This window comes from Janibacter limosus NBRC 16128 (assembly GCF_001570985.1).
GTDB lineage: Bacteria > Actinomycetota > Actinomycetes > Actinomycetales > Dermatophilaceae > Janibacter > Janibacter limosus.
In genome coordinates this window covers 36,356-61,242 of sequence record NZ_BCSS01000019.1, presented here as the reverse complement: position 1 = coordinate 61,242, position 24,887 = coordinate 36,356, and the positions used below count along the sequence as shown (strand labels likewise).

Below are 24,887 nucleotides of genomic sequence, written 5' to 3'. Positions count from 1 at the left end.
CAGGCTCGACGCCGCGACCGGTCGCGGTGGCACCCGAGCCCGCGACATCGTCCTCCACCGCCAGCACGCCCGAGAGCGGACAGGCGCTCGTCCCCGGGTTGGCCGAGCTGCTGTCCGTGCTGCTCTCCGCGGGTCAGATGACCTCGCGCACCCTCGGCCATGCGGCCGGTGCCGCGGCGGGCGAAGGGTGGGAGCGCCGCTTCTCCGAGACGCTGCAGTTCCTCCAGCGCAGGGTCAAGGGTGACTACGCGGTCGATGACTTCGGCTTCGACGAGGACTTCACGATCCACACCGTCTTCCCGGTGCTGCGCCTGCTCAAGGACAAGTGGTTCCGCATCGAGGTCCGCGGCATCGAGAACATCCCGGCCGAGGGCGGTGCGCTGCTCGTGTCCAACCACTCGGGCACGGTCGCGATCGACTCGGTCATGACCCAGCTGGCCATCCACGATGCCCACCCGCAGCGGCGCTTCCTGAGGATGCTCGGTGCGGACCTCGTCTTCCAGCTGCCGGTCGTGGGTGACGTGGCGCGCAAGACGGGCGCCACCCTGGCGTCCGCGGCCGACGCGGACCGGCTGATGCGCGGGGGAGACCTCGTCGGTGTCTGGCCCGAGGGCTTCAAGGGCGTCGGCAAGCCCTTCCGTGAGCGGTACAAGCTGCAGCGGTTCGGCCGCGGTGGTTTCGTCTCGTCGGCGATCAAGGCCGAGGTGCCGATCATCCCGTGCTCGGTCGTGGGCGCCGAAGAGGTCTACCCGATGATCGGCAACATGAAGACGGTCGCGCGACTGCTCGGAGCGCCCTACGCGCCGATCACGCCCTTCTTCCCGCTGCTCGGCCCGCTCGGCCTGATCCCCTTGCCCAGCAAGTGGATCATCGAGTTCGGCGAGCCGATCGACACCGCCTCCCTCGGCCCCGCGGCCGCGGACGACCCGATGTTGGTCTTCGAGATCACCGACCAGGTGCGCGAGACGATCCAGCAGACCTTGTACTCGGTGCTCGTGACGCGCCGCTCGGTCTTCTTCTAGGAGCCATGGTGTCCCCCCTTCCCTCCGCTCGGGTCGTCATGGTCGGACGTCAGGGCTGCCACCTGTGTGATGTGGCCCAAGAGGTCATCGAGGGCGTCGTCGCCCGGACCGGTGACAGCTTCGCCGTGGTGGACATCGACGCTGATCCCGAGCTGGCTCGCTACACCGATGAGGTGCCGGTCACCTTTGTCGACGGGCGTCAGCACGACTACTGGCGGGTGGACGAAGCGCGACTGCGCGCGGCCCTCGGAGGGTGAGCCGGTCGCGACGTCCACCGTCGGTCCGCGACTTTGTGCATTTGTTCACAAGGGCGTAATCTCGTCGTGTTCGGTCGTCAGGAGGCGCTCGCCCCTCGACCGGGAGAGGAGCCCGAGCCCAACCGTGTCCGTCGATCAGGCCGCCAAGCGCGATATCCCCGACGCGACGGTCGCCCGACTCCCCGGATACCTCCGGGCGCTCGGTCAGCTCACCGCTCAGGACGTGCTCTCCGTCTCCTCGGAGGAGCTCGCGCACAGCGCCGGAGTCAGCTCGGCCAAGCTGCGCAAGGACCTCAGCCACCTCGGCTCGTACGGCGTGCGCGGCGTCGGGTACGACGTGGCCCACCTGACCTACCAGATCTCCCGTGCCCTCGGCCTGACCCACGACTGGCCGGTCGTCATCGTCGGTATGGGCAACCTCGGTCGCGCACTCGCCTCCTACGGAGGCTTCGCCACCAAGGGCTTCAAGGTCGTGGCGCTCCTCGACCGCGACCCCCAGATCGTCGGCGAGCGGCTCGACGAGCTGACGGTCCAGCCGATGGCAGAGCTGGGCTCCCTCGTCACCCCCGGCGAGGCCTGCATCGGGGTCATCGCGACGCCGGCAGCATCCGCCCAGGACGTGGCCGATCTGCTCGTCGTTGCCGGTGTCAGCTCAATCCTCAACTTTGCCGCGACTGCCATCCAGGTTCCCGAAGGGGTCCACATGCGCAAGGTCGACCTGTCCACCGAGCTGCAGATCCTCGCCTTCCACGAGCAGCAGCGCTCCGCCTCCGTCACCGACGAGCTGCTGGAGGGAGCTGGCTGATGAGTCTCCTCGCCTTTGGTCTCAACCACCGACGCGCCCCGATCTCCGTGCTGGAGCGGGCCGCGCTCGACGAGTCGAGCCTGTCGCAGATCATCGCGGCGGCGACGGCCAGCCCCGACATCACGGAGCACCTGGTCGTCGCGACCTGCAACCGCACCGAGATCTATGCGGAGGTCAGCGCCTTCCACGGTGCGGTCGCGGACCTCACCGATGCCATGACGGATGCCACGGCGATCACCCACGACGACCTCAAGGCCCACCTCGACCTGCACTACGGAGACGCGGCCGTGGCCCACGTCTTCAATGTCGCGGCCGGTCTGGACTCCATGGCCGTGGGCGAGTCGCAGATCCTCGGCCAGATGCGGGATGCCCTCGGGCGCGGCCAGAGCGGGGGCCACGTCGGCAGCAACCTCAACGCCCTCATCCAGCAGGCCCTGCGCACCGGCAAGCGCGTGCACTCCGAGACGGCCATCGATGAGGTCTCCCGCTCACTCGTGGGCGTGGGGCTCGACGCCGCTGCGGCCCACGTCGGTCCGCTGACGGACGCGCACGTCCTCGTCGTCGGCGCCGGCGCGATGAGTGCCCTGGCCGCGACCAGCGCGATCCGCCGCGGGGTCGCCGAGCTGACCGTCGTCAACCGGACGCACCAGCGGGGGGTCGCACTCGCCGAGCGCCTGGGGGGACAGGCCCGACCGGCGCACGAGCTCGCGGATGCTCTCGCCGAGGCCGACGTCGTCATCTCCTGCACCGGGTCCACGGGGCTGGCCATCACCTTGCCCGATGTCGCCGATGCCCAGGTTGCCCGTGGCGGTCTCCCGCAGGCCTGCATCGACCTGGCCCTGCCGCACGACATCGCACACGACGTGGCCGACCTCAGCGGGGTGATCCGGTTGGGTCTTGCCGAGCTGGGCGAGCGGATCGGCTCCGACGGATCGGTCCCCGAGGTGGAGCAGGCGCGAGCGATCGTCGGCGAGGCCGTCACCAAGCACCTGGGCAAGCGGGCCGCGAGCATCGCTGCGCCGACCGTGCGGGCCCTGCGCAGCGCGGCCCAGCAGGTCGTCGAGCGCGAGCTGACCCGACTGGGTCAGCGCACCCCCGAGATGTCCGACGGGGACCGCTCCGAGGTCGAGCTGGCCGTGCACCGCATCGTGGAGAAGCTGCTGCACCAGCCCACCGTGCGCGCCAAGGAGCTGGCGAGCAATGGCCGCTTCGGCGAGTACGAGGACGCGCTCAACCAACTCTTTGATCTCCACGCCGAAGGAGGTGCCCTGTGACCTCCCTTCGTCTGGGAACTCGTCGCTCGGCCCTGGCCATGACCCAGTCCGGCCACGTCGCCGACGCGCTGCGCGCGGCCGGCCACGAGGTCGAGCTCGTCGAGATCGTCACCGAGGGTGACACCAACCGCGCCTCGCTCGCGAGCATGGGTGGCACGGGCGTCTTCGCCACCGCCCTGCGCGACGCGATGCACGCCGGTGACGTCGACTTCGCCGTGCACTCCCTCAAGGACCTGCCGACCGCTCCCGCGCCGGGACTGGTCGTCGCGGCGATCCCCGCACGAGTCGACCCGCGTGATGCGCTGTGTGCCCGCGACGGTCTCACCCTGGGTGAGCTCGGCGAAGGCGCCGTCGTCGGGACCGGCTCGCCGCGACGGCGAGCCCAGCTGGCCGCACTCGGCCTCGGACTGGAGTTCCGCGACATCCGCGGCAACCTCGGCACCCGTCTGGCGATGGTCGGCCCCGGCGAGGACCAGCTCGACGCCATCGTCCTCGCGTCCGCCGGGCTGACCCGGCTCGGTCTGCGCGAGCACATCACCGAGCTGCTCGAGCCGATCCAGATGCTGCCCGCGCCCGGCCAGGGAGCCCTGGCCGTCGAGTGCCGTGAGGGGGACGAGCAGGTGCTCGCCGCCCTGCGTCCGCTCGACCACGCCGACACCCGCGCCGCGGTCACCGCCGAGCGCGGTGTCCTCGCGGAGCTCGAAGCCGGGTGCGCCGCTCCCATCGGCGCCCTCGCCGAGATCGTCGATGACGTCGACGGCCTCGCCATCTCCCTCCGGGCCGTGGTCGCTGCGACCGACGGCACCGGAGACCTGCGCCGGTCCATCACCGGCCCGATGAGCGAGGCAGAGGACCTCGGTCGTCGCCTCGCCCGCACCCTCGTCGCCGACGGCGCCCCAGAGCTCGCCGACCTGCAAGCCACCCACCCCTCGACCGCTTCGGAGCATGTCCAGTGACCCCCCAGCGCTCTGCCGCAACCCCCTCCGCCGCCTCCCGCCGACCGGCGCGTGTCGCCTTCGTCGGTGCCGGGCCGGGTGATGTCTCACTGATGACCGTCGCCGCGGTCGACCTGCTCGGTCGAGCGGACGCGGTCATCACCGACCAGCTGACCAACGAGGACATCGTCGCCTCGATGACCGGCGAGGACGTCGACGTCGTCGACGCCAGTCACGGCGAGCACGGCCAGCAGCTGACGCACGCCATGCGCGCCAAGCTCGTCGTCAAGACCGCCAAGGCGCACAAGGCGGGTCTCGTCGTGCGGCTCATGGACGGCGACCCGGCCACCTTCAACGGTCTGGCCGAGGAGGCGCAGGCCCTCGTCAAGGCCGGCATCGACTTCGACATCGTCCCTGGTGTCTCCGCCGTGAGCGCGGTCCCTGCCTATGCCGGTGTCCCGCTCACCTCGCGCTCGACCAGTGCGCTGCACGTGGTGAGCGTGTCCGGGGCCAAGCGCGCCGACCTGTCGGCATCGGTCGCGGACGATGTCACGCTCGTGCTGCTCGGCCTGCCCGAGCACCTGGTCCAGGCCTTCACCGACCTGCTCGCCGCGGGCCGCGCTGCTGGGACCCCGGTCGCCCTGACGCGGGGCGGCACGACGACTCACCAGACGACGCGGCAGACGACCCTCGAGGAGGCGGCCGAGGCGATCGTCGGCCTCGAGGTGCCGACCCTGGCCGTCATCGGCTCGACCGTCGGCCTGCGCGAGAGCCTCTCGTGGTTCGAGACCAAGCCGCTCTACGGGTGGAGCGTGCTCATCCCCCGGACCAAGGACCAGGCCGGGCCCATGACCAAGCAGCTGCTCGGTCACGGCGCGACCAGTCAGGTCGTCCCGACGATCAGCGTCGAGCCGCCCCGCACGCCGCAGGCCGTCGAGCGCGCTGTGCGCGGTCTGGTCACCGGGCGTTACCAGTGGATCGGGTTCACCTCGGTCAACGCGGTCAAGGCCATCCGGGAAAAGTTCCAGGAGTTCGGCCTCGACGCCCGCGCCTTCTCGGGGCTGAAGATCGCTGCCGTCGGCGGAGTCACCGCGGACGCGCTGCGCGACTGGGGCCTGGAGCCCGATCTCGTGCCCACGGGTGAGATGTCGGCCAAGGGGCTGCTCGAGGAGTGGCCTCCCTACGACGAGGTCCTCGACCCGATGGACCGCGTCTTCCTGCCGCGAGCCGACATCGCCACCGACACCCTCGTCGCCGGCCTGCAGGACATGGGCTGGCAGGTCGACGACGTGACGGCCTACCGCACCGTGCGGGCCACGCCGCCCCCGGCACCCGTGCGCGATGCCATCAAGCAGGGCGCCTTCGACGCGGTCGTCTTCACCTCCTCCTCCACGGTGCGCAACCTCGTCGGCATCGCCGGCAAGCCGCACCCGTCCACCGTCATCGCCTGCATCGGGCCGGCGACCGTCAAGACGGCCGAGGAGGCCGGACTGCGGGTCGACGTCATGGCCCCCGAGGCGACCGGTGAGAGCCTCGTCGAGGCGCTGGCCGCCCACGGCCGGGAGCTGGCTGCGGCAGCCCTCGAGGCTGGTGAAGAGGTCACCCGGCCGAGCGATCGGCGCAAGAAGTCGTCGAGCCGACGCAAGGCGAAGGGGTGAGCCCCGCCGGTCCTCGTCCGGCCGGGCCCGTGATCCGGCCGCGGCGACTGCGGGGGAGCGTCCCCCTGCGTCGTCTCGTCGCGCAGACTCGGCTGCACCCGGCCGATCTCGTCCTGCCGGTCTTCGTCCGTGAGGGCATCGAGGCGCCGGTCGACATCACCTCGATGCCGGGCGTCGTGCAGCACACCGTCGAGTCGCTCGTCGACGAGGCCAGGGCCTGTGTCGATGCCGGCCTCGGCGGGATCATGCTCTTCGGTGTCCCGCAGGCCAAGGATGCCCGCGGGTCCGGTGCCGACGACCCCCAGGGGATCCTCAACATCGCGACCCGGGCCGTCGTCGACGCCGTCGGCGACCGTCTCGTCGTCATGACCGACCTCTGCCTCGACGAGTTCACCGACCACGGTCACTGCGGGGTCCTGACGACGACCCTCGACGGCCACAGCGTCGTCGACAACGACGCCACCCTCGAGCGCTACGCCGACATGGCCCTGGCCCAGGCCGCGGCCGGCTCCCACGTGCTCGGGCTGTCCGGGATGATGGACGGCCAGGTCGCCCACGTGCGGGCCGTTCTCGATGACGCGGGGTACACCGACACCCTCGTGCTGGCCTACGCCGCGAAGTACACCTCCGCGCTCTACGGGCCCTTCCGCGAGGCCGTCCAGTCCTCCCTGAGCGGGGACCGCGCCACCTACCAGCAGGACCCCGCCAACGCGACCGAGTCGCTGCGCGAGATCGAGCTCGACCTCGCCGAGGGCGCCGACATCATCATGGTCAAGCCGGCTCAGCCGCACCTGGACATCATCGCCGCGGCGGCGGAGATGTCCCCGGTGCCCGTGGCGGCCTACCAGATCTCGGGTGAGTACGCCCAGATCGTCGCGGCCGCCGAGCGCGGTTGGATCGACCGCGACGCCGCGGTCACCGAGTCGCTGGTACACATCAAGCGGGCGGGCGCCCAGATCGTGCTCACCTACTTCGCGCTCGAGATCGCGGGACGGCTGTGAGCGAGACCGCGTGGCTCACCCCCCGCGAGCAGGAGCACTGGCGCGCCTACCTGCGTGGGTCGCGCCTGCTCGAGCGTGCGCTCGCTGATGACCTCGCGCCTCTGAACATCCAGCTGACCGAGTACGAGCTGCTCTCCATGCTGTCGGAGTCGCCGGACCAGCGGACCCGGATGTCGCGGCTGGCCGACGACATCATCCAGTCCCGCTCCCGCGTGACGCACACGGCCACCCGGCTGGAGAAGCGTGGCTGGGTGGAGCGCTGCCGCTCCACCGACGACGGCCGCGGCGTCGAGATCTCACTGACCGACGCCGGGCGCGATGCGCTCGACGAGCTGTCGCGCGTGCACGTGGAGTCCGTGCGACGGCACCTCGTGGACACCCTGACGCCCGAGGAGTTCGAGGGGCTCGGGGTCGCGATGGCGGCGCTGCGTGACCGGATGGCTCCCGCACACCACGAGATCGGCCTCGACGACTGAGGGCTCCTCGCCGTTTGGGAGACTGGGGGCATGACGCTCTCGACGACTGGTTCGCAGGCCCTCTTCGATCGTGCCCGCACGGTGATCCCGGGTGGGGTCAACTCGCCGGTGCGCGCCTTCGGTGGGGTCGGGGGAGTCCCGCGCTTCATCGACAGCGCGAAGGGAGCCTGGCTCACCGATGTCGACGGCAACCGGTACGTCGACCTCGTGTGCTCCTGGGGTCCGATGATCCTCGGCCACGCGCACCCCGACGTGCTCGACGCCGTGACCGCTGCCGCGGCCAAGGGCTTCTCCTTCGGCACGCCCAGCGAGAACGAGGTGGCGCTGGCCGCCGAGATCGTTGACCGGGTGGAGCCGCTGGAGCAGGTGCGTCTGGTCTCCTCCGGGACCGAGGCGACGATGTCCGCCCTTCGCCTGGCCCGCGGTGCGACCGGCCGCTCGGTCGTCGTGAAGTTTGCCGGCTGCTACCACGGGCACGTCGACGCCCTGCTTGCACAGGCCGGCTCGGGTGTCGCGACCTTCGCCCTGCCCGACTCTGCCGGTGTGCCGGCGTCGGCCGCGGGGGAGACGATCGTCCTGCCGTACAACGACCTCGCGGCCGTCGAGGAGCTCTTCGCCGTCCGCGGCCAGGAGATCGCCGCGGTCATCACCGAGGCGGCCCCGGGCAACATGGGTGTCGTCCCGCCGGAGCCCGGCTTCACCGAGGGCCTGCGTCGCGTCACCGCTGCGCACGGCGCGCTGCTCATCAGCGACGAGGTCATGACCGGCTTCCGCGCCAGCCGCTCCGGCTGGTACGGACTCGAGACCGGCTCCACGGGGGCCAACCCGGGTGGCTACGCAGACGGCGCGCCCGACCTGTTCACCTTCGGCAAGGTCATGGGAGGAGGCTTTCCGGCCGCGGCCTTCGGTGGCCGCGCTGACCTCATGGCCCACCTCGCCCCGGACGGGCCCGTCTATCAGGCAGGCACCCTCTCGGGTAACCCCGTCGCCACGGCCGCCGGCCTGGCCACCCTGCGCGGGTGCACCGAGGAGCTCTACCCGCGGCTCGAGTCGACGGCCCGGACGATCGCCGACGCCGCCTCGGCCGCTCTCTCCGCAGAGGGCGTCGCCCACCGCGTCCAGTGGGCCGGGTCGATGTTCTCCATCTTCTTCCGCGACGGGCAGGTCCGCTCCTTCGCCGACGCGCAGGCCCAGGACACGCAGGCGTACGGGCGCTTCTTCCACGCGATGCTCGAAGCCGGCGTCCACCTGCCGCCCAGCGCCTTCGAGGTCTGGTTCGTCTCCGACGCCCTCGACGAGACGGCGCTCGACGCCATCCGCGCCGCCCTTCCGCTCGCTGCCAAGGCTGCTGCTGCCGGCTGAGTCCGCGCCTGCCGGGTGACGGACTTCCCCCTTCGTCATCCCAGCGACCCGGCCCGGCGTCGATGTCGATGGGTGGCGTCGAACTGCATGGTTGGCTGACGCGAGAGCGTCGGCCAACCGTGCACAACGACGCCGGGCAAGCACGGAGGTGGCATGCCAACGCAACCCATGCGCTCGCTCGGTGACGAGAGGTCAGGCGCGGGTGAGGTACAGGGCGTACTCGAGGCGACGCCCTTCGCGCTCGACCTCGAGGAGCACCTCTTCGGTGGGGGAGAGGGACTCGAGGGTGGCCAGCAGCGCGGGCTCGCGCTGGGCCGCCCAGATCGCGAGGACGCCGCGGGGGGCCACGCGGGAGAGCGTGTCCTGGAGGGCATCGGCGCGGTAGAGACGCTCATTGCCCTCGTGGACGAGGAAGCTCGGTCCGTTGTCGACGTCGAGGAGCACGAGGTCCCACGGTCCCGCCGGGTCGGCCTCGCCGCTCAGCACGAGGTCGACGTCACCGGCGTGGATCGTCACGCGCGGGTGCCGGGCCACGAGACCGAGGGTCGGGGCCAGGGCCAGTCGGGCCCACCCGACGAGGTCCTCCTCGATCTCCACCACGTCGACGTGCCGTACCCGCTTGTCCTTGAGCACCTGCCAAGCAGTGAAACCCAGCCCGAGCCCACCGACGAGCACGCGGTCCGGGGCGTCGACACGGGCCAGGGCCTCCTGCGCGAGGGCCACCTCGGTCGAGGTGTCCAGGCTGTCCATGGCGAAGACGCCGGCGACGACGAGCTCGTGCACCACTCCCGATCCCTGGGGGTCAGGACGCTCGCGCAGGGCGATCTCGCCCCGAGGCGTGGTCGCCGAGACGATCGTCTCGGAGGGGGTGTCCATGCGGTCCTCCACTCAGCGTCCCGGAATTCCGGGACAGATGTGTTGTCTATTACGTCACGGTAACCGGAGCAATGTCACATGCACGAAGGGTGACCCGCGTAGGGTGTGCCCCCTCACAACGGGGTACCTTGAGCCCGTGGCTACTACGACCCTCCCCGCGAAGAAAAAGGGGGTGGCGTCGTCCTCCATCGGGCTCAAAATGCTCATGGCTGGCACCGGCGTCATCTTCATCCTGTATGTGCTGCTGCACATGTACGGCAACCTCAAGGCCCTGGCCGGTCAGGAAGCCTTTGACACGTATGCGCACCACCTGCGCACCTTCGGTGAGCCGATGCTCCCGTACGGCGGCCTGCTGTGGATCGTGAGGATCGTGCTGATCCTCGCGCTCGTCGGGCACGTCTACGCGGCCCTGCGGCTCATCGCCCGCAACAACGCGGCGCGGCCGGTCAAGTACCAGGTGAAGAAGAACCTCGGCTCGACGCTCGCCTCGCGCACCATGCGCTGGGGTGGGCTCGCCCTCTTCGCCTTCGTGGTCTTCCACCTGATCCAGTTCACGATCGTCAAGCCCAACCTCTACGGTGCGGCTGACGCGGCGGCGATCAAGGACTCGCCCTACGTGATGATCAGTGCGGCCTTCGCCATGTGGTGGGTCCTGCTCATCTACGTCCTGGCCATGGTGGCCCTGGGCATGCACCTCTACCACGGCGTCTACAGCGCCTCGCAGACGATGGGTCTGAACAACACAGCCACGGCCCGCGCTCGCGCTCGTGCGATCGGCGCCGTCGTTGCTGCGGTGATCGTGGTCGGGTTCTTGATCCCGCCGGTCTACATCTTCATCGACAGTCTCTGAGCAGGAGCACCGACACATGACTGACACTCTCAGCGAGTACTTCTCCGAGGGCACGCCCATCGCAGACACCAAGGCGCCCGACGTCGCCGACATCAACACGATGTGGACGCAGCACCAGTTCGACTCCGCTCTGGTCAACCCGTCCAACCGTCGCAAGCTCGACGTGATCATCGTCGGGACCGGCCTCGCCGGCGCCTCCGCCGCCGCCACGATGGGAGAGGCCGGCTACAACGTCAAGAGCTTCTTCTACCAGGACAGCGCCCGCCGCGCTCACTCGATCGCCGCGCAGGGCGGGATCAACGCCGCGAAGAACTACAACGACGACGGCGACTCCGTCTACCGGCTCTTCTACGACACGGTCAAGGGCGGCGACTACCGCAGCCGCGAGTCCAATGTCTTCCGGCTGGCCCAGGTCAGCTCCAACATCATCGACCAGTGCGTCGCGCAGGGTGTCCCCTTCGCTCGTGAGTACGGCGGTCTGCTGGACAACCGGTCCTTCGGTGGCGTCCAGGTCGCACGGACCTTCTACGCGGCGGGCCAGACGGGCCAGCAGCTGCTCATCGGTGCCTACCAGGCCATGGAGCGCCAGGTCGCAAAGGGCACGGTCACCGAGTACAGCCGCCACGAGATGCTCGAGGTCATCCTCGTCGAGGGTGTCGCCCGCGGCATCATCGCCCGCGACATGGTGACCGGCGAGATCGAGACCCACCTGGCCGACGTCGTCGTGCTCGCAAGCGGTGGCTACGGCAACGTCTTCTTCCTCTCGACCAACGCGATGGGCTGCAATGTCACCGCGGCCTGGCGTGCGCACCGCAAGGGCGCGTACTTCGCCAACCCGTGCTACACGCAGATCCACCCGACCTGCATCCCGGTCTCCGGCGACCACCAGTCGAAGCTGACCCTGATGTCGGAGTCGTTGCGCAATGACGGTCGCATCTGGGTGCCCAAGCGTGCCGAGGACTGCGACAAGGACCCGCGGCAGATCCCCGAGGAGGACCGCGACTACTACCTGGAGCGGATCTACCCCGCCTTCGGCAACCTCGTGCCCCGCGACATCGCCTCCCGTCAGGCCAAGAACCGGTGCGACGAGGGCCGCGGCGTCGGCCCGCTCGTCGACGAGGTCGACGCGGACGGCAACCCGCGCCAGATGCGCCGCGGTGTCTACCTCGACTTCGCCGCCGCCATCGAGCGTCTGGGCAAGGCTGCGGTGGAGGAGAAGTACGGAAACCTCTTTGACATGTACGCCCGGATCACGGGTGAAAACCCGTACGAGGTGCCGATGCGCATCTACCCGGCCGTGCACTACACGATGGGCGGACTGTGGGTCGACTACGACCTGCAGACCTCCGTCGAGGGTCTCTTCTCGATCGGCGAGGCCAACTTCTCCGACCACGGGGCCAACCGTCTGGGCGCTTCGTCGCTCATGCAGTGCCTGGCGGATGGCTACTTCGTCCTGCCGAACACGATCCGCGACTACCTGGCCAAGGCCCCCTTCGACAAGATCGCCGAGGACCACCCGGCCGTCGTCGAGGCCAAGAGCGCCGTCACCGACCGGATTGAGAAGTTCCTGTCGATCAACGGTGAGCGCAGCGTCGACTCCTTCCACCGCGAGCTCGGCCACATCATGTGGGAGTACTGCGGCATGGAGCGCACGGACGAGGGTCTGCGCAAGGGCATCGGCCTCATCCGTGAGCTCAAGGACGAGTTCTGGAGCAATGTCCGGGTGCTCGGCACCGCGGACTCGCTCAACCAGAGCCTCGAGAAGGCCGGCCGCGTGGCTGACTTCCTCGAGCTCGGTGAGCTCATGTGCATCGACGCGCTGAACCGCCGCGAGTCCTGTGGTGGCCACTTCCGCGCCGAGTCCGTGACCGAGGACGGCGAGGCACTGCGCCACGACGACGAGTTCGCGTATGTCGCGGCCTGGGAGTTCGGTGGCGACGGGGCCCCTGTCCTGCACAAGGAAGACCTGAACTACAAGTTCATCGAGCTGAAGCAGCGGAGCTACAAGTGAGCATGAATCTGACCCTCAAGATCTGGCGCCAGGCCGGACCCACGGCGAAGGGCGAACTCGTCACCTACCCGGTCAAGGACATCTCTCCGGACATGTCCTTCCTGGAGATGCTCGACGTCCTCAACGAGCAGCTCATCGCCGAGGGCACCGAGCCGATCGCCTTCGACAGTGACTGCCGCGAGGGCATCTGCGGCATGTGTGGCCTGATGATCTCCGGCCAGGCACACGGCCCGGAGCGCACCACCAGCTGCCAGCTGCACATGCGCTCCTTCCGTGACGGCGAGACCATCACGGTCGAGCCGTGGCGGGCCAATGCCTTCCCGATCATCCGGGACCTCATCGTCGACCGCAGCGCCTTCGACCGGATCATCCAGTCCGGTGGCTATGTCTCCGTCAACACCGGCGCTGCCCCCGAGGCACACGCGGTGCCGGTGCCCAAGGAAAAGGCCGACCGTGCCTTCGACTCCGCCAAGTGCATCGGGTGCGGTGCCTGCGTCGCAGCCTGCCCCAATGCCTCCGGCATGCTCTTCCTCGGCGCCAAGGTCACCCACCTGGGTGAGCTGCCGCAGGGGCAGCCGGAGCGCAATGGCCGCGTGGTCAAGATGCTCGAGACGCACGACCTCGAGGGTTTCGGCGGCTGCACCAACATCGGTGAGTGCTCCGCGGCGTGCCCCAAGGAGATCCCGCTCGACGTCATCAGCACGCTCAACGCGGATCTGCGCAGGGCCGCCCGCAGCGGGGCCTGAGGACTCAGAGTGACGAGGGGGAGCGTCATCTCCGCACGTGTCACGCACGCCCGGCGCCGCGCCAGCATCATGCTGGCCGGCGCCGTGGCCGTGTCCGTCAGCGGCTGTGGTCTCATCGCGGGCGGCACGGACTCGACGTCGTCGACGACCACTCAAGCACCGCTGACGACGACCTCGACGAGCGAGCCCACGACCTCCACGTCGACGGGCGGAGGCTCGACGAAGAACCCCCCGAGTGGCAACAGCATCCTCACTGCCTCGCGTGAGTACATGGCCGCGACCAACAATGTGACGATCACGGGCACCCTCTATGACGCCGATCGGGACCTGACGGTCAGCATCCGGGCCGAGGGCTCCACCGGTGGCCTGCTCTCGACGTCGAAGAAGGCTGGCATCTCCCGCACGACGCTCTCGATCCCCGGTGGCGGATCCTTGGAGACGATCGCCGTGGGAACCGCTCATTACGTCAAGGTCGACAAGACGTGGTTGGAGGTCATGGACGCCCCCGACGACAGCCCGATGCGCAAGAACACCGGTACATGGATCACGGTGCCCTTCGACAACTCGCCGATGGACGCCTATCGCCCGCAGACGCTGCTCCAGCAGACCTTCTACGGCAAGTCGCTCACCCCCTTCGACGCCAAGCAGAGCCCCGCGATCTTCGAGGAGCTCGACGGCCAGGAGGCCTACCGCGTGGCGATCCGCAAGGCGGACAAGGCCAGCGGCGGTGAGCGGATCCTGTGGGTGGACACCGATCCGGCGACGCCGGCTCCCATCCGACTGAGCTACGGCTCGGGGGATCGGGAGTCTGTCCTGGAGTACAGCGACTGGGGGAGCAGCCGGGAGGACTGGGCCAAACCCAAGGGCGCCAAGAGCATCGACGGCCTCAGCGGCAATGACTTCTGATCGCCGCGAGCCCGCTCAGCCCAGCCAGGTCACGCGGGTGACGAGCAGCGCGTACCCGACGAAGGCGACGACGTCGATGACCCAGTGGGCGATGAACATCGGAGCGACCCGCCGCACCCGCAGGTAGACGGCGCCGAGCAGAAGCCCCATCGCGACATTGCCGACGAACCCTCCGATGCCCTGGTAGAGGTGGTAGCTGCCGCGCACGAGTGCGCTCACCACGACGATGACCATGGGCGACCAGCCGGCCTCACGCCAGCGGGTGAAGAGGTAGCCGAGCATGATGACCTCCTCGAGGAGGGCATTTTGTCCCGCGGCGAGGATGAGGACCGGGATGGCCCACCAGGCTCCGCTGAGGTCGGAGGCGGCGATCGTGGTGTTGAGGTCGAGGGCCCGCGCGAGCAGGTAGAGCGCCAGGCCGGGGAGCCCGATGGCGGCGGCCAGCGCGAGCCCTTGGCCGAGATCGCGCCATGGGGCGCGTGTGTCGAGGCCGATGAGTCGTGTGGGATGCCGGTGCTGGCGGGCGAGCAGGTGCAGCGCGAGGGCCACGGGGACGAGGGCGAGCCCGATGCCGACCAGCTGATGGGTCAGGTCGAGCCACGGCTGGTCGGGCGTCACGGATTGGTTCATCGCGGTGACCTGGCCGGAGAGGCCACCCTCAGCGGTCAGCTTGCGCGCCAGGGAGAGGGCCGACCACAGGGCTGATGCGCCCAGGGAGACGCCGAGCACGAGCAGTGACTCGGTCAGGGCGCTCCGGCGGGGCAGGGCTTCCGGTGCGGCTGACATGGTGCCAGCCTAGATCCGCCGCCGGGTTGCGTCGGTCGGCTGCGGGGCAGCGACCGACACGGACGAAGGGGGGAGGCTCGGCCTCCCCCCTTCGTCAGTTGAGGGCGAGGTGGCTGTAGTAGCGGAAGAGCGGCTCGCGGCGGGCAACTCGGACGCGGTGGTTCTGGGTGAAGAACGGGACGGCGGCGATGCCCACCGAGACGATCAGGACGGCCAGGGCGATGCCCACGAGGACGAGTGCGGCGGTGACGAAGCCGGAGATGGTGGCGATGCTCATGATGTGCATTCCTTTCTACATCTGTTGAAGACAACGATGAATCTACACCCGTAGAACTCGGGCGTCAACTCGCCTCCACGGCGGCCCGACACCGGGGCTCCACCGCCGGGTCACCCGGTAGCGTGCGTGGGATGAGCACGCACGAGACCGCCACCCTGTCGCCGCGGATGCGCCTGATCCTCGAGTCGGCGACCAAGGTCGTCGCGGCCGGCGGGATGCGGGGGCTCACCCACCGCGCTGTCGACGCCGAGGCCGGTCTGTCGCAGGGCTCGACGTCGGGTTACCTGCGCACGCGGTTGGCGCTGGTCTCGGCGCTCGCCGAGTACATCGCGGCCGGTCTCATCGACAGCGTCGAGGCGCTCGCGGGGGAGCAGCAGGCCGGCGAGTCCGATGCCACCGTCGTCGAGCACGCGCTCGATCTCTTCGCCGGGTGGCTGCGGGAGCCGGAGGCCCTCCTGGCCAAGGCGGAGCTGGCGCAGGAGGCGATGCGTCAGCCCGAGGTCGCGGAGGCGCTGGAGCCGGCCCGAGAGCGGATCGAGGGGATCGTCGGGCAGATCCTCGTGCGCACGGGTGTCGACGATGTGCAGACCTCTGCCCAGGCGATCATCGCGGCGATGGAGGGGGTCCTCGCCAGTGCGCTGGCCAAGCCGCCCGCCGAGCGCGAGGCCTATGTCCGCGGTGTCGGCAAGCGCATCATCACTGCCTTCGTCCCCTCTGTCGGCTGAGCGTCAGGTCGCTGCCCGGTCACGGGGGCGAGGCCGTCGCATGCGGGCGTAGAGGCTGAAGACCTTGATGAGCATCGCCGCGAGGACGATGAGCACGAGGACGACGAGGACCGGTAGGAAGACCGCCACGAGCGCGATGCCCACGGAGGCGCCGTCCTCCGCGGTGGACACCACGGGCGCCCCCATCCCGAGGGTTCCGGCGTTGACGACCGGCCGGGCCGCGGCCTTGCCCGTGTGCACGAGCCCCGAGATGACGACGCCGAGCAGGACGCCCACCCACGCGTGTTCCTGCATCCACGTGGACTCGTCGAACGTGCTGGCGCCGGCGGTTGCCGCTCCCATCAGCCCGCCCATGCTGGGGCGGATGAAGGTCTGGACCGCGTCATTGATGCTGTCGACCGCAGGGATCTTGTCGAGGGTCAGCTCCGTGACGAGCAGGAGCGCGCCGACGCCGATCGCCCACCACGAGTCCATCCACTCGAAGCCGCTCGGCAGCACGACGATGTCACTGAACCGCGCGAGCAGGGCTACGAGCAGGAAGGGGATGTAGGCATTGAGGCCGGCAGCGGCGCTCAGGCCCATCCCGGTCAGTGCAGCGATCATCGACGTCACCTCTCGACGGCGCGGGCCGCCCCCGCGTGCTCCCGGCAGGCTAGCGCCGATGGATGGGGAGCGCCGGGAACCTAGGATGAGCGGCATGAAGGTTCTCTCCGCTGTTGCCTGGCCGTACGCCAACGGCCCTCGTCACCTCGGTCACGTCGCCGGGATCGGGGTCCCCTCGGACGTCTTCAGCCGGTACATGCGCATGGCAGGGCACGACGTGCTCGTCGTCAGCGGCTCGGACGAGCACGGCACGCCGATCCTCGTGCAGGCCGACAAGGAAGGCATCTCGGCGCGCGAGTTCGCCGACCGCAACCACCGGATCATCGCGGAGGAGCTCGTCGACCTGGGCTGCTCCTACGACCTCTACACGCGCACGACCTCGCGCAACCACTACCAGGTGGTCCAGGACCTCTTCGAGCAGTGTCTGGCCAACGGCTACTTCGTCGAGCAGACCCAGCAGGTGGCGCTCGACCCGAGGACCGGCCGCACCCTACCCGACCGTTACATCGAGGGCACCTGCCCGATCTGCGGTTACGAGGACGCGCGCGGCGACCAGTGCGACAACTGCGGCAACCAGCTGGAGCCGACCGACCTGCTGGACCCCCGCAGCAAGATCGACGGCGCGACACCGCAGTTCGGCGAGACGGAGCACTTCTTCCTCGACCTGCCGGCGCTCGCCGACGCGCTGCGCGAGTACCTGCAGGGACGCGAGGCCACGGGCACCTGGCGGCACAATGTCATCAACTTCAGCCTCAACATCCTCGATGACATCCGCCCGCGGGCGATGACCCGCGACATCGACTGGGGCATCCCGCTCCCGGGGGAGCTGGGGGACAAGTACCCCACCAAGCGCTTCTACGTGTGGTTCGACGCGGTCATCGGTTATCTCTCGGCGTCGATCGAGTGGGCCCGTCGCTCCGGCGAGCCGGACCGCTGGCGCGAGTGGTGGAACGACGCGGAGGCGACGTCCTACTACTTCATGGGCAAGGACAACATCACCTTCCACAGCCAGATCTGGCCGGCGGAGCTGCTCGCCTACTCCGGCAGGGGGTCGAAGGGGGGAGAGCCCGGGTCCTTCGGCGAGCTCAACCTCCCGACCGAGGTCGTGGCCAGCGAGTTCCTCACGATGGAGTCCAAGCAGTTCTCCTCCAGCCGCGGTCACGTCATCGGCCTGCGGCACGTGCTGGAGGACTTCGGTCCCGACCCGCTGCGCTACTACATCTGCGCGGCCGGGCCGGAGACCCAGGACTCGGACTTCACCTGGCCGGACTTCGTCCAGCGCAACAACTCCGAGCTCGTCGCGGGCTGGGGCAACCTCGTCAACCGCACGGCGTCGATGGTCGCCAAGAACTTCGGGGAGATCCCGCAGCCGGGGGACCTCGAGGAGGTCGACTCGCAGGTCCTGGCCCGGGTGGAGGCAGCCTTCGCCGAGGTGGGTGGGCTGCTCGCCCGCAACCGGGTCAAGGCGGCGCTGGCCGAGGCCATGCGCGTGGTCGGAGATGTCAACAAGTACGTGTCCGACACCGAGCCCTTCCGCCTCAAGGGAGAGGACCAGCGCGAGCGCCTCGCGACGGTCCTGCACACGCTCGTGCAGGCGACGAGCGACTGCAACCTGCTCCTTGCCCCCTTCCTCCCGCATGCGGCCAACCGCGTCGACGCGGTCCTCGGTGGCGAGGGTGAGCTGGTACCGATGCCCCGCATCGAGGAGGTCGAGGACCTGGACGGCGGTCCCGGCTACCCCGTCATCACAGGTGACTACTCAGGCTTCCCCGCGTGGGCGAGTACGCCTGTGGCAGTAGGGACCTCGATCGCCAAGCCCAGCCCGGTCTTCGTCAAGCTCGACCCCGAGGAGGTCGTCGCTGCCGAGCGGGCGGCCATGTCGGACGACAGCTGATGGCGGGGCGTGACGAGGTCGCGGCGCGACCCGACCCCCTTCCGCTCGCCGTCGTCGACAACCACACGCACATCGACATCCGTCGGCGGGACATCCCGGACGCCATCGCGCCCGACGGAGGGGACGAGCGGACCACGGCGGACGTCGCTGCAGCCCTTGCTGCCGCCGCGTCCGTCGGCGTCGATCGGGTCGTGCAAGTGGGGTGCGACCTCGAGAGCGCGCGGTTCACCGTCGACCAGATCGACCGGCATCCGTCGATGCTGGGTGCCGTCGCCCTGCATCCCAACGAGATCCCCGAGCTCGCCCAGGCCGGACATCTCCAGGAGGCGTGGGACGAGATCGAGCGTCTCGCGTCGCACCCGCGGGTGCGGGCTGTGGGCGAGACCGGACTCGACTACTTCCGCACCGGGCCCGAGGGGCACGCAGCGCAGCAGGAGTCCTTCCGGTGGCACATCGACCTGGCCAAGCGCACCGGCAAGGCCCTGCAGATCCATGACCGCGACAGCCACGAGGACGTCCTGCGGGTGCTGGCCGAGGAAGGGGCGCCGGAGACGACCGTCCTGCACTGCTTCAGCGGGGACCTGGCGATGGCGCGCGAGTGCGTCGATCGTGGTTACCTGCTGTCCTTCGCCGGGACCGTGACCTTCAAGAGCGCCGCAGGACTGCGCGAGGCACTCGCCCACACGCCCATCGAGCAGGTGCTCGCCGAGACGGACGCGCCCTACCTGACTCCTGCGCCGGAGCGTGGCCGGGCCAATGCGCCGTACCTGCTGCCGCACACGGTCCGTGTCATGGCGCGCACCCTCGGTGTCGACGTCGCGACGATGTGCACCGCGATCTCCGACAACAGCGAGCGGGTCTACGGCCCGTGGTCGACCTCACAGGTGCGGTGACTGGCCCGGTTTTTCGGGGGTTGGAGGACCTTGCGGCCTCACGGTGGCCGGGTGTCTGCACAGGCTCCGTTATCAAAACTTGACCTTCGGGTTATTGCTGGTGCATCGTGGTCCGCTGTTGGCCGGGGCCGGTTTCCCCTGATGTTTTGTCGCTGACACGGTGCCCGCCATCCTTGGGTCCCTGTGTGCGGACCCACCGGTGCCCGGGAAGTACGAACACTGGAGCACTGTGAGTTCACCTGCGATCCGCCGCATCACCCAAGCTGGCGTCGTCGGCGCCCTCGCCCTCGGAGTCTCGGGCGTCGTCGTCATGGACAAGTCCGTCGCGCTGTCGGTCGACGGCCAGAAGTCCACCGTCCACTCCTTCGGCGGCACCGTCGCGGATGTCCTGGACAAGCAGGGCATCGAGCTCGGCAAGCACGACGTGGTCACCCCGTCGGCGCAGACCCCGGTCGACGATGGCCAGACGATCGTCGTGCGGTACGGCCGCAAGCTGACGCTCACGGTGGACGGCAAGGAGCGGGAGTACTGGACCACGGCGACGACCGTCGGTGACGCGCTCCAGGAGCTCGGTATCCGCAACAGCGGCGACGCCGTCCTCTCGGCCTCGCGCAGCATGGGCATCGGACGCGACGGGCTGGACCTGAAGATGTCCACCCCCAAGGACATCAAGCTCCTCGTGGGCGGCAAGCGCAGCAGCGCGACCGTGACGGCGTCGACGGTCAAGGCGGCACTGCGGGAGGCCGAGGTCCGGTACGACTCCAACGACCTCATCAAGCCGGGTGCCTCCACGGCGATCAAGGACGGCATGACGATCCGTCTCGACCGCGTGAGCGTCAAGGCGGACAAGCGCGCCGAGTCCATCCCCTTCACGACCGTCGTCAAGAAGGACGCCTCGATGCTCGAGGGCACGACCAAGGTCGAGCGTGAGGGGCGTGCTGGGACGCGCACCAACAACGTGCGCCTCGTCTACAAGAACGGCAAGGTCTCTGCCACCAAGGTGACCAGCAGCAAGGTCACCCGCCAGCCGGTCAGCAAGATCGTCATCCAGGGCACCAAGGCCAAGCCGGCGCCGAAGCCCCAGCCATCCGTCCCCAAGGCGCCCTCGTCCACGCCCTCTGCGCCGAAGAGCACCCCGGCGCCGGAGCCCACGTCGTCTCCTGAGAGCTCGGCCGGGCTCAACCTGGCCAATGCCGCGATGTGGGACCGCATCGCCCAGTGCGAGTCGACGGGCAACTGGTCGATCAACTCGGGCAACGGCTACTACGGCGGGCTGCAGTTCGACATCCAGACCTGGCTCGGCGCCGGTGGAGGCGACTTCGCCCAGCGTGCCGACCTCGCCTCGCGCGGCGAGCAGATCACCGTCGCCAACCGGGTGAAGGCCCAGCGTGGTCTCTCCCCGTGGGGCTGCGCCCACGCCGCCTGATCCTTCGCGAGCGTGTCGACGACGGGCCCCCGAGACCTTTGCGGTCGCGGGGGCCCGTCGTCGCGATTGTCGAAGCCATCCCGCTGATGAATAGAGTCGCCCCATGAGCACCGACCTGCCCGAGCCCGCCACGGGCTCCGGCCTGCTCGGCGCCAGCCGCGTCCGTCAGCTGGCGGACCAGCTGGGGGTGCGCCCGACCAAGCACTGGGGACAAAACTTCGTCGTCGACGCCAACACGGTGCGTCGCATCGTCCGGGCGGGCGATGTCACGGCCGAGGACCATGTCGTCGAGATCGGCCCCGGTCTGGGGTCCCTGACCCTCGCCCTCCTCGAGGAGGCTGCCCAGGTCACCGCGATCGAGGTCGATCCGGTCCTGGCCGCCGCGCTGCCGGAGACCGTGGCCGTCCACGCCCCCGGTGCGCAGGAGCGGCTCGAGGTCGTGCACGCAGACGCGCTGACCGTCACGGAGCTGCCCAGCAGCGCACCCACCGCTCTCGTGGCCAACCTGCCGTACAACATCTCCGTGCCGGTCGTCCTGCACTTCCTCGAGACCTTCCCCACCATCGAGCGGGTCCTGGTCATGGTGCAGCTCGAGGTCGCCGAGCGACTCGCGGCCGGGCCCGGGAGCAAGACCTACGGGGTGCCCAGCGTCAAGGCGGCGTGGTGGGCCGAGGTGGCGCTCGCCGGTCGTGTCTCCCGCAGCATCTTCTGGCCTGTGCCCAATGTCGACTCCGGCCTGGTGAAGTTCGTGCGGCACGACCCGCCGGCCACCGAGGCGACGCGCGCTCAGGTCTTCGCGGTCGTCGATGCCGCGTTCGCCCAGCGCCGCAAGACCCTGCGGGCCGCGCTGCGCGGCATCGCGGGGTCCGGAGAGGTGGCCGAGGAGGCCCTCCTGGCGGCGGGGGTCGACCCGCGCACCCGGGGTGAGCAGCTGGATGTCCTCGCCTTTGCGCGGATCACCCAGGAGCTCATGGCTAGGGTGACGACATGACCTCCGTGCTCGAGCTGCCCGCAGCCGTGACCGCGCGTGCGCCGGCGAAGGTCAACCTTGAGCTCTTCGTCGGTCCGTTGCGCGAGGACGGGTACCACTCGCTCTCCACCGTCTATCAAGCCGTGGGACTCCACGACGACGTGACGGTGGCGCTGGCCGACGAGTGGGGATGCTCGGTGCGCGGCCGCGACGCGGACAAGGTGCCGACCGACGAGTCCAACCTCGCGCTGCGTGCGGCCCTCGCGCTCGCCGAGCGCACCGGCGGCCAGGACCCGGTGCACCTGTCGATCGACAAGCAGATCCCCGTCGCGGGCGGCATGGCAGGCGGCTCCGCCGATGCCGCGGCCGCACTCGTGGCGTGCGATGCCCTGTGGGGCACCTCCCTGCCCAAGGAGGAGCTCGAGGAGGTCGCGGCCGGGATCGGCAGCGATGTTCCCTTCCTGCTCCACGGAGGGACCTGCGTCGGCTCGGGACGCGGCGAGGTCGTCACCCCCGTCCTGGCCAAGGGGACCTACCACTGGGTCTTCGTGCCCTCGCCCGCGAGCGGGTTGTCGACACCGATGGTCTACTCGGCCTTCGACCAGCGCTTCGCCGGCACCGAGATCGACGAGCCCCGCCCGAGCTCGGCCCTGATGAGCGCCCTGCGGTCCGGTGACCCGACCGCCCTGGCGCCCGTGCTCGACAACGACCTCCAGGCCGACGCCATCGCACTGCAGCCAGCGATCGGTGAGGTCATCGACGCGGCCATGGGCTTCGGCGCGCTCGCCGCCATCGTCTCCGGGTCGGGTCCGACCGTCGCGATCCTTGCCGACAGCGCCGAAGGGGCCATCGACCTGGCCGTTGCGCTCACCGCATCCGGCACCGCTGGCGACATCCTGCGGGCCACCGGTCCGGTCCACGGGACCCACATCCTGCCGACGGTGCGTACGACCTGATGGCCACCCCTCTCCTGGGAGCGGAATCGCTCCACCTCGAGTACCCCACGCGCGTCGTCTTCGACTCCGTCAGCCTCGGCATCGAGGAGGGCGACCGGATCGGGCTCGTCGGCCGTAATGGTGACGGCAAGTCGAGCCTGCTGGGGATGCTCGCCGGCCTGATCGAGCCGCAGTCGGGTCGGATCACCCGACGCGGTGGAGTCCGCTTCGGTGTGCTCGGCCAGACCGATGATCTCGACGCGGACGCGAGCGTGGGTGCGTGCATCGTGGGGGATCGACCCGAGCACGAGTGGGCGGGGGATGCCGGGGTCCGGGATGTCATCAACGGCCTCGTCGCGGATGTGCCCTGGGAGGCGCTCATCGGAGAGCTGTCCGGCGGGCAGCGACGTCGAGTGGCGCTGGCCGCGCTGCTCGTCGGTGACTGGGACCTCATCGCGCTTGATGAGCCGACCAACCACCTCGACGTCGAGGGGATCTCTTGGCTCGCCGAGCACCTCAAGAGGCGCTGGACCAGGGGGTCGGGCGGACTGCTCGTCATCACTCACGACCGATGGTTCCTCGACGAGGTCTGCACCGAGACCTGGGAGGTGCACGACCAGATCGTCGAGCCCTTCGAAGGGGGCTACGCGGCATACATCCTGCAGCGAGTCGAGCGTGACCGGATGAATGCGGCGACGGAGTCGAAGCGGCAGAACCTCATGCGCAAGGAACTCGCGTGGCTGCGTCGAGGCGCCCCGGCGCGGACGGCGAAGCCGAAGTTCCGCATCGAGGCAGCCAACCAGCTCATCGCCGACGTGCCGCCCGTGCGCAACCCCATCGAGCTGCAGCGGATGGCCGTGGCGCGCTTGGGCAAGGACGTCATCGACCTCGAGGACGTGAGCCTTGCCTTCGGTGAGCGCACGATCCTGCGCAACATCACCTGGCGGATCGCGCCGGGTGAGCGCACCGGCATCCTCGGTGCCAACGGTGTGGGCAAGTCGACCCTGCTGGCACTGATCGCGGGGGATCTGGAGCCGTCCACCGGACGGGTCAAGCGCGGCAAGACCGTCCAGTTCGGCTTCCTCGACCAGCAGTTCTCCCAGCTGCAGGAGATCAGGACGGACCGGGTCCGCGAGGTGCTGGCGCGGACCAAGACGACCTTCACGATCGACGGCAAGGACCACACGCCGGCTCAGCTGCTGGAGCGGCTCGGCTTCGCACGCGAGCACCTGTCGGCCCGCGTCGGTGAGCTCTCTGGTGGTCAGAAGCGTCGCCTGCAGCTGCTCCTGCTCCTGCTCGCCGAGCCCAATGTCATCGCCCTCGACGAGCCGACCAATGACGTCGACTCCGACATGCTCGCCGCGATGGAGGACCTGCTCGACTCCTGGCCGGGCACGCTCATCGTCATCTCGCACGACCGTTACCTGCTGGAGCGGATCACCGACCAGCAGTACGCGATCCTCGATGGCCGCCTTCGGCACGTGCCCGGCGGGGTGGACGAGTACCTGCGTCTGCGGGCTGCCCAGGGATCCACCGGTGGTCCCGACGCGATGGCTGCCGCCACCGCGAGCACGACGAAGGGGGGAGCGCAGCCCCCTTCGTCGTCCACGCCGACGGTTGACCCCGCCGCGCAACGTGACGCACGCAAGACCATGGCGCGGATCGAGAAGCAGCTGGCCAAGCTCGATGCCCGTGAGGTCAGGCTGCACCACGAGATGGCGGACGCGGTCCACGACCACGCGAAGCTCGCGGAGCTGAATGCGACGCTGGCCGGGCTTGCGGAGGACAAGGAGATGCTCGAGATGGAGTGGCTCGAGATCGCCGAGCTCGTCGGCTGACTCAGCCGCGCTTCAGTCCGCGGACGTAGGTCGTGGCCTCGCTCAGGCCGCAGGGTCGAGCTCGGAGGATCCGGGCTGCTCGCCCCGCGCGACGGCGTCGACCCAGTTCTTGGCATCGACGAGCGACCAGGACGTCGCCCGCCGGACCTCCTTGATCGCAGCGATCGTCTGGCCCTCGGTCAGCAGCGCGTCGACGCGGATCCGGGTCTCGGGCGGGACCTGACCGTAGGGGGCCGGCCGGACCGAGTCGCCAGGCAGGCGACGCCTGAGGGCGACGAGCAGGCCGACGCACGCAGCGGTCAGCAGCGCCGCGATGACGATCGCGACGACGGCCAGGGGGAAGGTGGACATGCGGGGCAGC

The 24,887-nt window shown here is 69.6% G+C and carries 25 protein-coding genes; 20 read left to right on the top strand and 5 right to left on the bottom strand.

Annotated elements, in window-relative coordinates; translation table 11 throughout:
* The 9 genes from JLI01S_RS08995 to hemL all read left to right on the top strand — a co-directional run.
* On the top strand, positions 1–1,022 hold a 1,022-nt coding region (locus JLI01S_RS08995; RefSeq protein ID WP_245634573.1), incomplete at its 5' end, for a lysophospholipid acyltransferase family protein.
* Positions 1,023–1,027: 5 nt separating this feature from the next.
* Positions 1,028–1,279: a glutaredoxin family protein gene (locus tag JLI01S_RS08990; RefSeq protein ID WP_068263446.1), complete on the top strand. Its 252-nt coding sequence runs from the start codon at positions 1,028–1,030 to the stop codon at positions 1,277–1,279.
* 124 nt (positions 1,280–1,403) lie between these two features.
* A complete protein-coding gene (locus tag JLI01S_RS08985; RefSeq protein WP_068263445.1) occupies positions 1,404–2,084 on the top strand; it encodes a redox-sensing transcriptional repressor Rex in 681 nt (226 codons plus the stop codon).
* Positions 2,084–3,358, top strand: coding sequence for a glutamyl-tRNA reductase (locus tag JLI01S_RS08980; protein ID WP_068263439.1), 1,275 nt, complete (start codon positions 2,084–2,086; stop codon positions 3,356–3,358). Before JLI01S_RS08985 ends, JLI01S_RS08980 begins: the two co-directional genes overlap by 1 nt.
* Complete coding sequence (gene hemC / locus JLI01S_RS08975; protein WP_068263437.1) at positions 3,355–4,314, top strand: hydroxymethylbilane synthase; 960 nt, start codon at positions 3,355–3,357, stop codon at positions 4,312–4,314. The genes JLI01S_RS08980 and hemC overlap by 4 nt, the downstream gene beginning before the upstream one ends.
* On the top strand, positions 4,311–5,951 hold the full coding sequence (locus JLI01S_RS08970; RefSeq protein WP_068263432.1) for a bifunctional uroporphyrinogen-III C-methyltransferase/uroporphyrinogen-III synthase: 1,641 nt from the start codon (positions 4,311–4,313) through the stop codon (positions 5,949–5,951). Before hemC ends, JLI01S_RS08970 begins: the two co-directional genes overlap by 4 nt.
* Positions 5,948–6,952 (top strand): porphobilinogen synthase, encoded by a 1,005-nt coding sequence (hemB, locus tag JLI01S_RS08965; protein WP_174521312.1) that lies wholly within the window; start codon positions 5,948–5,950, stop codon positions 6,950–6,952. The genes JLI01S_RS08970 and hemB overlap by 4 nt, the downstream gene beginning before the upstream one ends.
* Entirely contained in the window at positions 6,949–7,428 is a 480-nt protein-coding gene (locus JLI01S_RS08960; RefSeq protein ID WP_068263428.1) for a MarR family winged helix-turn-helix transcriptional regulator, read from the top strand. The genes hemB and JLI01S_RS08960 overlap by 4 nt, the downstream gene beginning before the upstream one ends.
* A gap of 30 nt (positions 7,429–7,458) precedes the next feature.
* Entirely contained in the window at positions 7,459–8,790 is a 1,332-nt protein-coding gene (gene hemL, locus JLI01S_RS08955; protein WP_068263425.1) for a glutamate-1-semialdehyde 2,1-aminomutase, read from the top strand.
* 192 nt (positions 8,791–8,982) lie between these two features.
* On the opposite strand, the gene JLI01S_RS08950 is transcribed toward hemL, so the two are convergent.
* A complete protein-coding gene (locus JLI01S_RS08950; protein ID WP_068263422.1) occupies positions 8,983–9,666 on the bottom strand; it encodes a spermidine synthase family protein in 684 nt (227 codons plus the stop codon).
* A gap of 136 nt (positions 9,667–9,802) precedes the next feature.
* Between JLI01S_RS08950 and JLI01S_RS08945 the strand changes: the two genes are divergently transcribed.
* From JLI01S_RS08945 to JLI01S_RS08930, 4 genes are read left to right on the top strand one after another with little or no spacing between them, the layout of a single operon-like run.
* Positions 9,803–10,516, top strand: coding sequence for a succinate dehydrogenase cytochrome b subunit (locus JLI01S_RS08945; RefSeq protein ID WP_068263419.1), 714 nt, complete (start codon positions 9,803–9,805; stop codon positions 10,514–10,516).
* A gap of 16 nt (positions 10,517–10,532) precedes the next feature.
* Positions 10,533–12,527, top strand: coding sequence for a fumarate reductase/succinate dehydrogenase flavoprotein subunit (locus JLI01S_RS08940; RefSeq protein ID WP_068263416.1), 1,995 nt, complete (start codon positions 10,533–10,535; stop codon positions 12,525–12,527).
* Positions 12,528–12,529: 2 nt separating this feature from the next.
* Positions 12,530–13,273 (top strand): succinate dehydrogenase/fumarate reductase iron-sulfur subunit, encoded by a 744-nt coding sequence (locus JLI01S_RS08935; RefSeq protein ID WP_068263402.1) that lies wholly within the window; start codon positions 12,530–12,532, stop codon positions 13,271–13,273.
* Positions 13,274–13,282: 9 nt separating this feature from the next.
* Positions 13,283–14,179 carry a hypothetical protein gene (locus tag JLI01S_RS08930; protein WP_068263390.1) on the top strand — a complete coding sequence of 299 codons (897 nt, stop codon included), beginning with the start codon at positions 13,283–13,285 and terminating at the stop codon, positions 14,177–14,179.
* 15 nt (positions 14,180–14,194) lie between these two features.
* Here the strand turns inward: JLI01S_RS08930 and JLI01S_RS08925 are convergent, their stop codons facing one another.
* Positions 14,195–14,965: a CPBP family intramembrane glutamic endopeptidase gene (locus tag JLI01S_RS08925; protein WP_068263389.1), complete on the bottom strand. Its 771-nt coding sequence runs from the start codon at positions 14,963–14,965 to the stop codon at positions 14,195–14,197.
* 94 nt (positions 14,966–15,059) lie between these two features.
* A complete protein-coding gene (locus tag JLI01S_RS08920; RefSeq protein WP_157074882.1) occupies positions 15,060–15,242 on the bottom strand; it encodes a hypothetical protein in 183 nt (60 codons plus the stop codon).
* A 131-nt stretch (positions 15,243–15,373) separates the two neighbouring features.
* Between JLI01S_RS08920 and JLI01S_RS08915 the strand changes: the two genes are divergently transcribed.
* Positions 15,374–15,967, top strand: coding sequence for a TetR/AcrR family transcriptional regulator (locus JLI01S_RS08915; protein ID WP_068263383.1), 594 nt, complete (start codon positions 15,374–15,376; stop codon positions 15,965–15,967).
* A 3-nt stretch (positions 15,968–15,970) separates the two neighbouring features.
* On the opposite strand, the gene JLI01S_RS08910 is transcribed toward JLI01S_RS08915, so the two are convergent.
* On the bottom strand, positions 15,971–16,570 hold the full coding sequence (locus tag JLI01S_RS08910; RefSeq protein WP_068263380.1) for a DUF4126 domain-containing protein: 600 nt from the start codon (positions 16,568–16,570) through the stop codon (positions 15,971–15,973).
* Between the two features lie 94 nt (positions 16,571–16,664).
* On the opposite strand from JLI01S_RS08910, the gene metG reads away from it, so the two are divergent.
* From metG to JLI01S_RS08880, 6 genes are all read left to right on the top strand, one after another.
* Positions 16,665–18,464, top strand: coding sequence for a methionine--tRNA ligase (metG, locus tag JLI01S_RS08905; RefSeq protein WP_439645567.1), 1,800 nt, complete (start codon positions 16,665–16,667; stop codon positions 18,462–18,464).
* Positions 18,464–19,357: a TatD family hydrolase gene (locus tag JLI01S_RS08900; protein ID WP_068263374.1), complete on the top strand. Its 894-nt coding sequence runs from the start codon at positions 18,464–18,466 to the stop codon at positions 19,355–19,357. Before metG ends, JLI01S_RS08900 begins: the two co-directional genes overlap by 1 nt.
* A gap of 229 nt (positions 19,358–19,586) precedes the next feature.
* Positions 19,587–20,783: a ubiquitin-like domain-containing protein gene (locus JLI01S_RS17660; protein ID WP_281177459.1), complete on the top strand. Its 1,197-nt coding sequence runs from the start codon at positions 19,587–19,589 to the stop codon at positions 20,781–20,783.
* Positions 20,784–20,886: 103 nt separating this feature from the next.
* On the top strand, positions 20,887–21,774 hold the full coding sequence (gene rsmA / locus JLI01S_RS08890; protein ID WP_068263371.1) for a 16S rRNA (adenine(1518)-N(6)/adenine(1519)-N(6))-dimethyltransferase RsmA: 888 nt from the start codon (positions 20,887–20,889) through the stop codon (positions 21,772–21,774).
* Positions 21,771–22,709: a 4-(cytidine 5'-diphospho)-2-C-methyl-D-erythritol kinase gene (locus JLI01S_RS08885; RefSeq protein WP_068263368.1), complete on the top strand. Its 939-nt coding sequence runs from the start codon at positions 21,771–21,773 to the stop codon at positions 22,707–22,709. The genes rsmA and JLI01S_RS08885 overlap by 4 nt, the downstream gene beginning before the upstream one ends.
* Positions 22,709–24,526, top strand: a complete 1,818-nt coding sequence (locus JLI01S_RS08880; protein ID WP_068263365.1) for an ABC-F family ATP-binding cassette domain-containing protein — start codon at positions 22,709–22,711, stop codon at positions 24,524–24,526. The genes JLI01S_RS08885 and JLI01S_RS08880 overlap by 1 nt, the downstream gene beginning before the upstream one ends.
* A gap of 42 nt (positions 24,527–24,568) precedes the next feature.
* Here the strand turns inward: JLI01S_RS08880 and JLI01S_RS08875 are convergent, their stop codons facing one another.
* The gene (locus tag JLI01S_RS08875) at positions 24,569–24,877 is read right to left on the bottom strand and encodes a hypothetical protein (protein WP_068263362.1); all 309 of its coding nucleotides are present in this window, start codon (positions 24,875–24,877) and stop codon (positions 24,569–24,571) included.
* Positions 24,878–24,887: the final 10 nt, after the last annotated feature.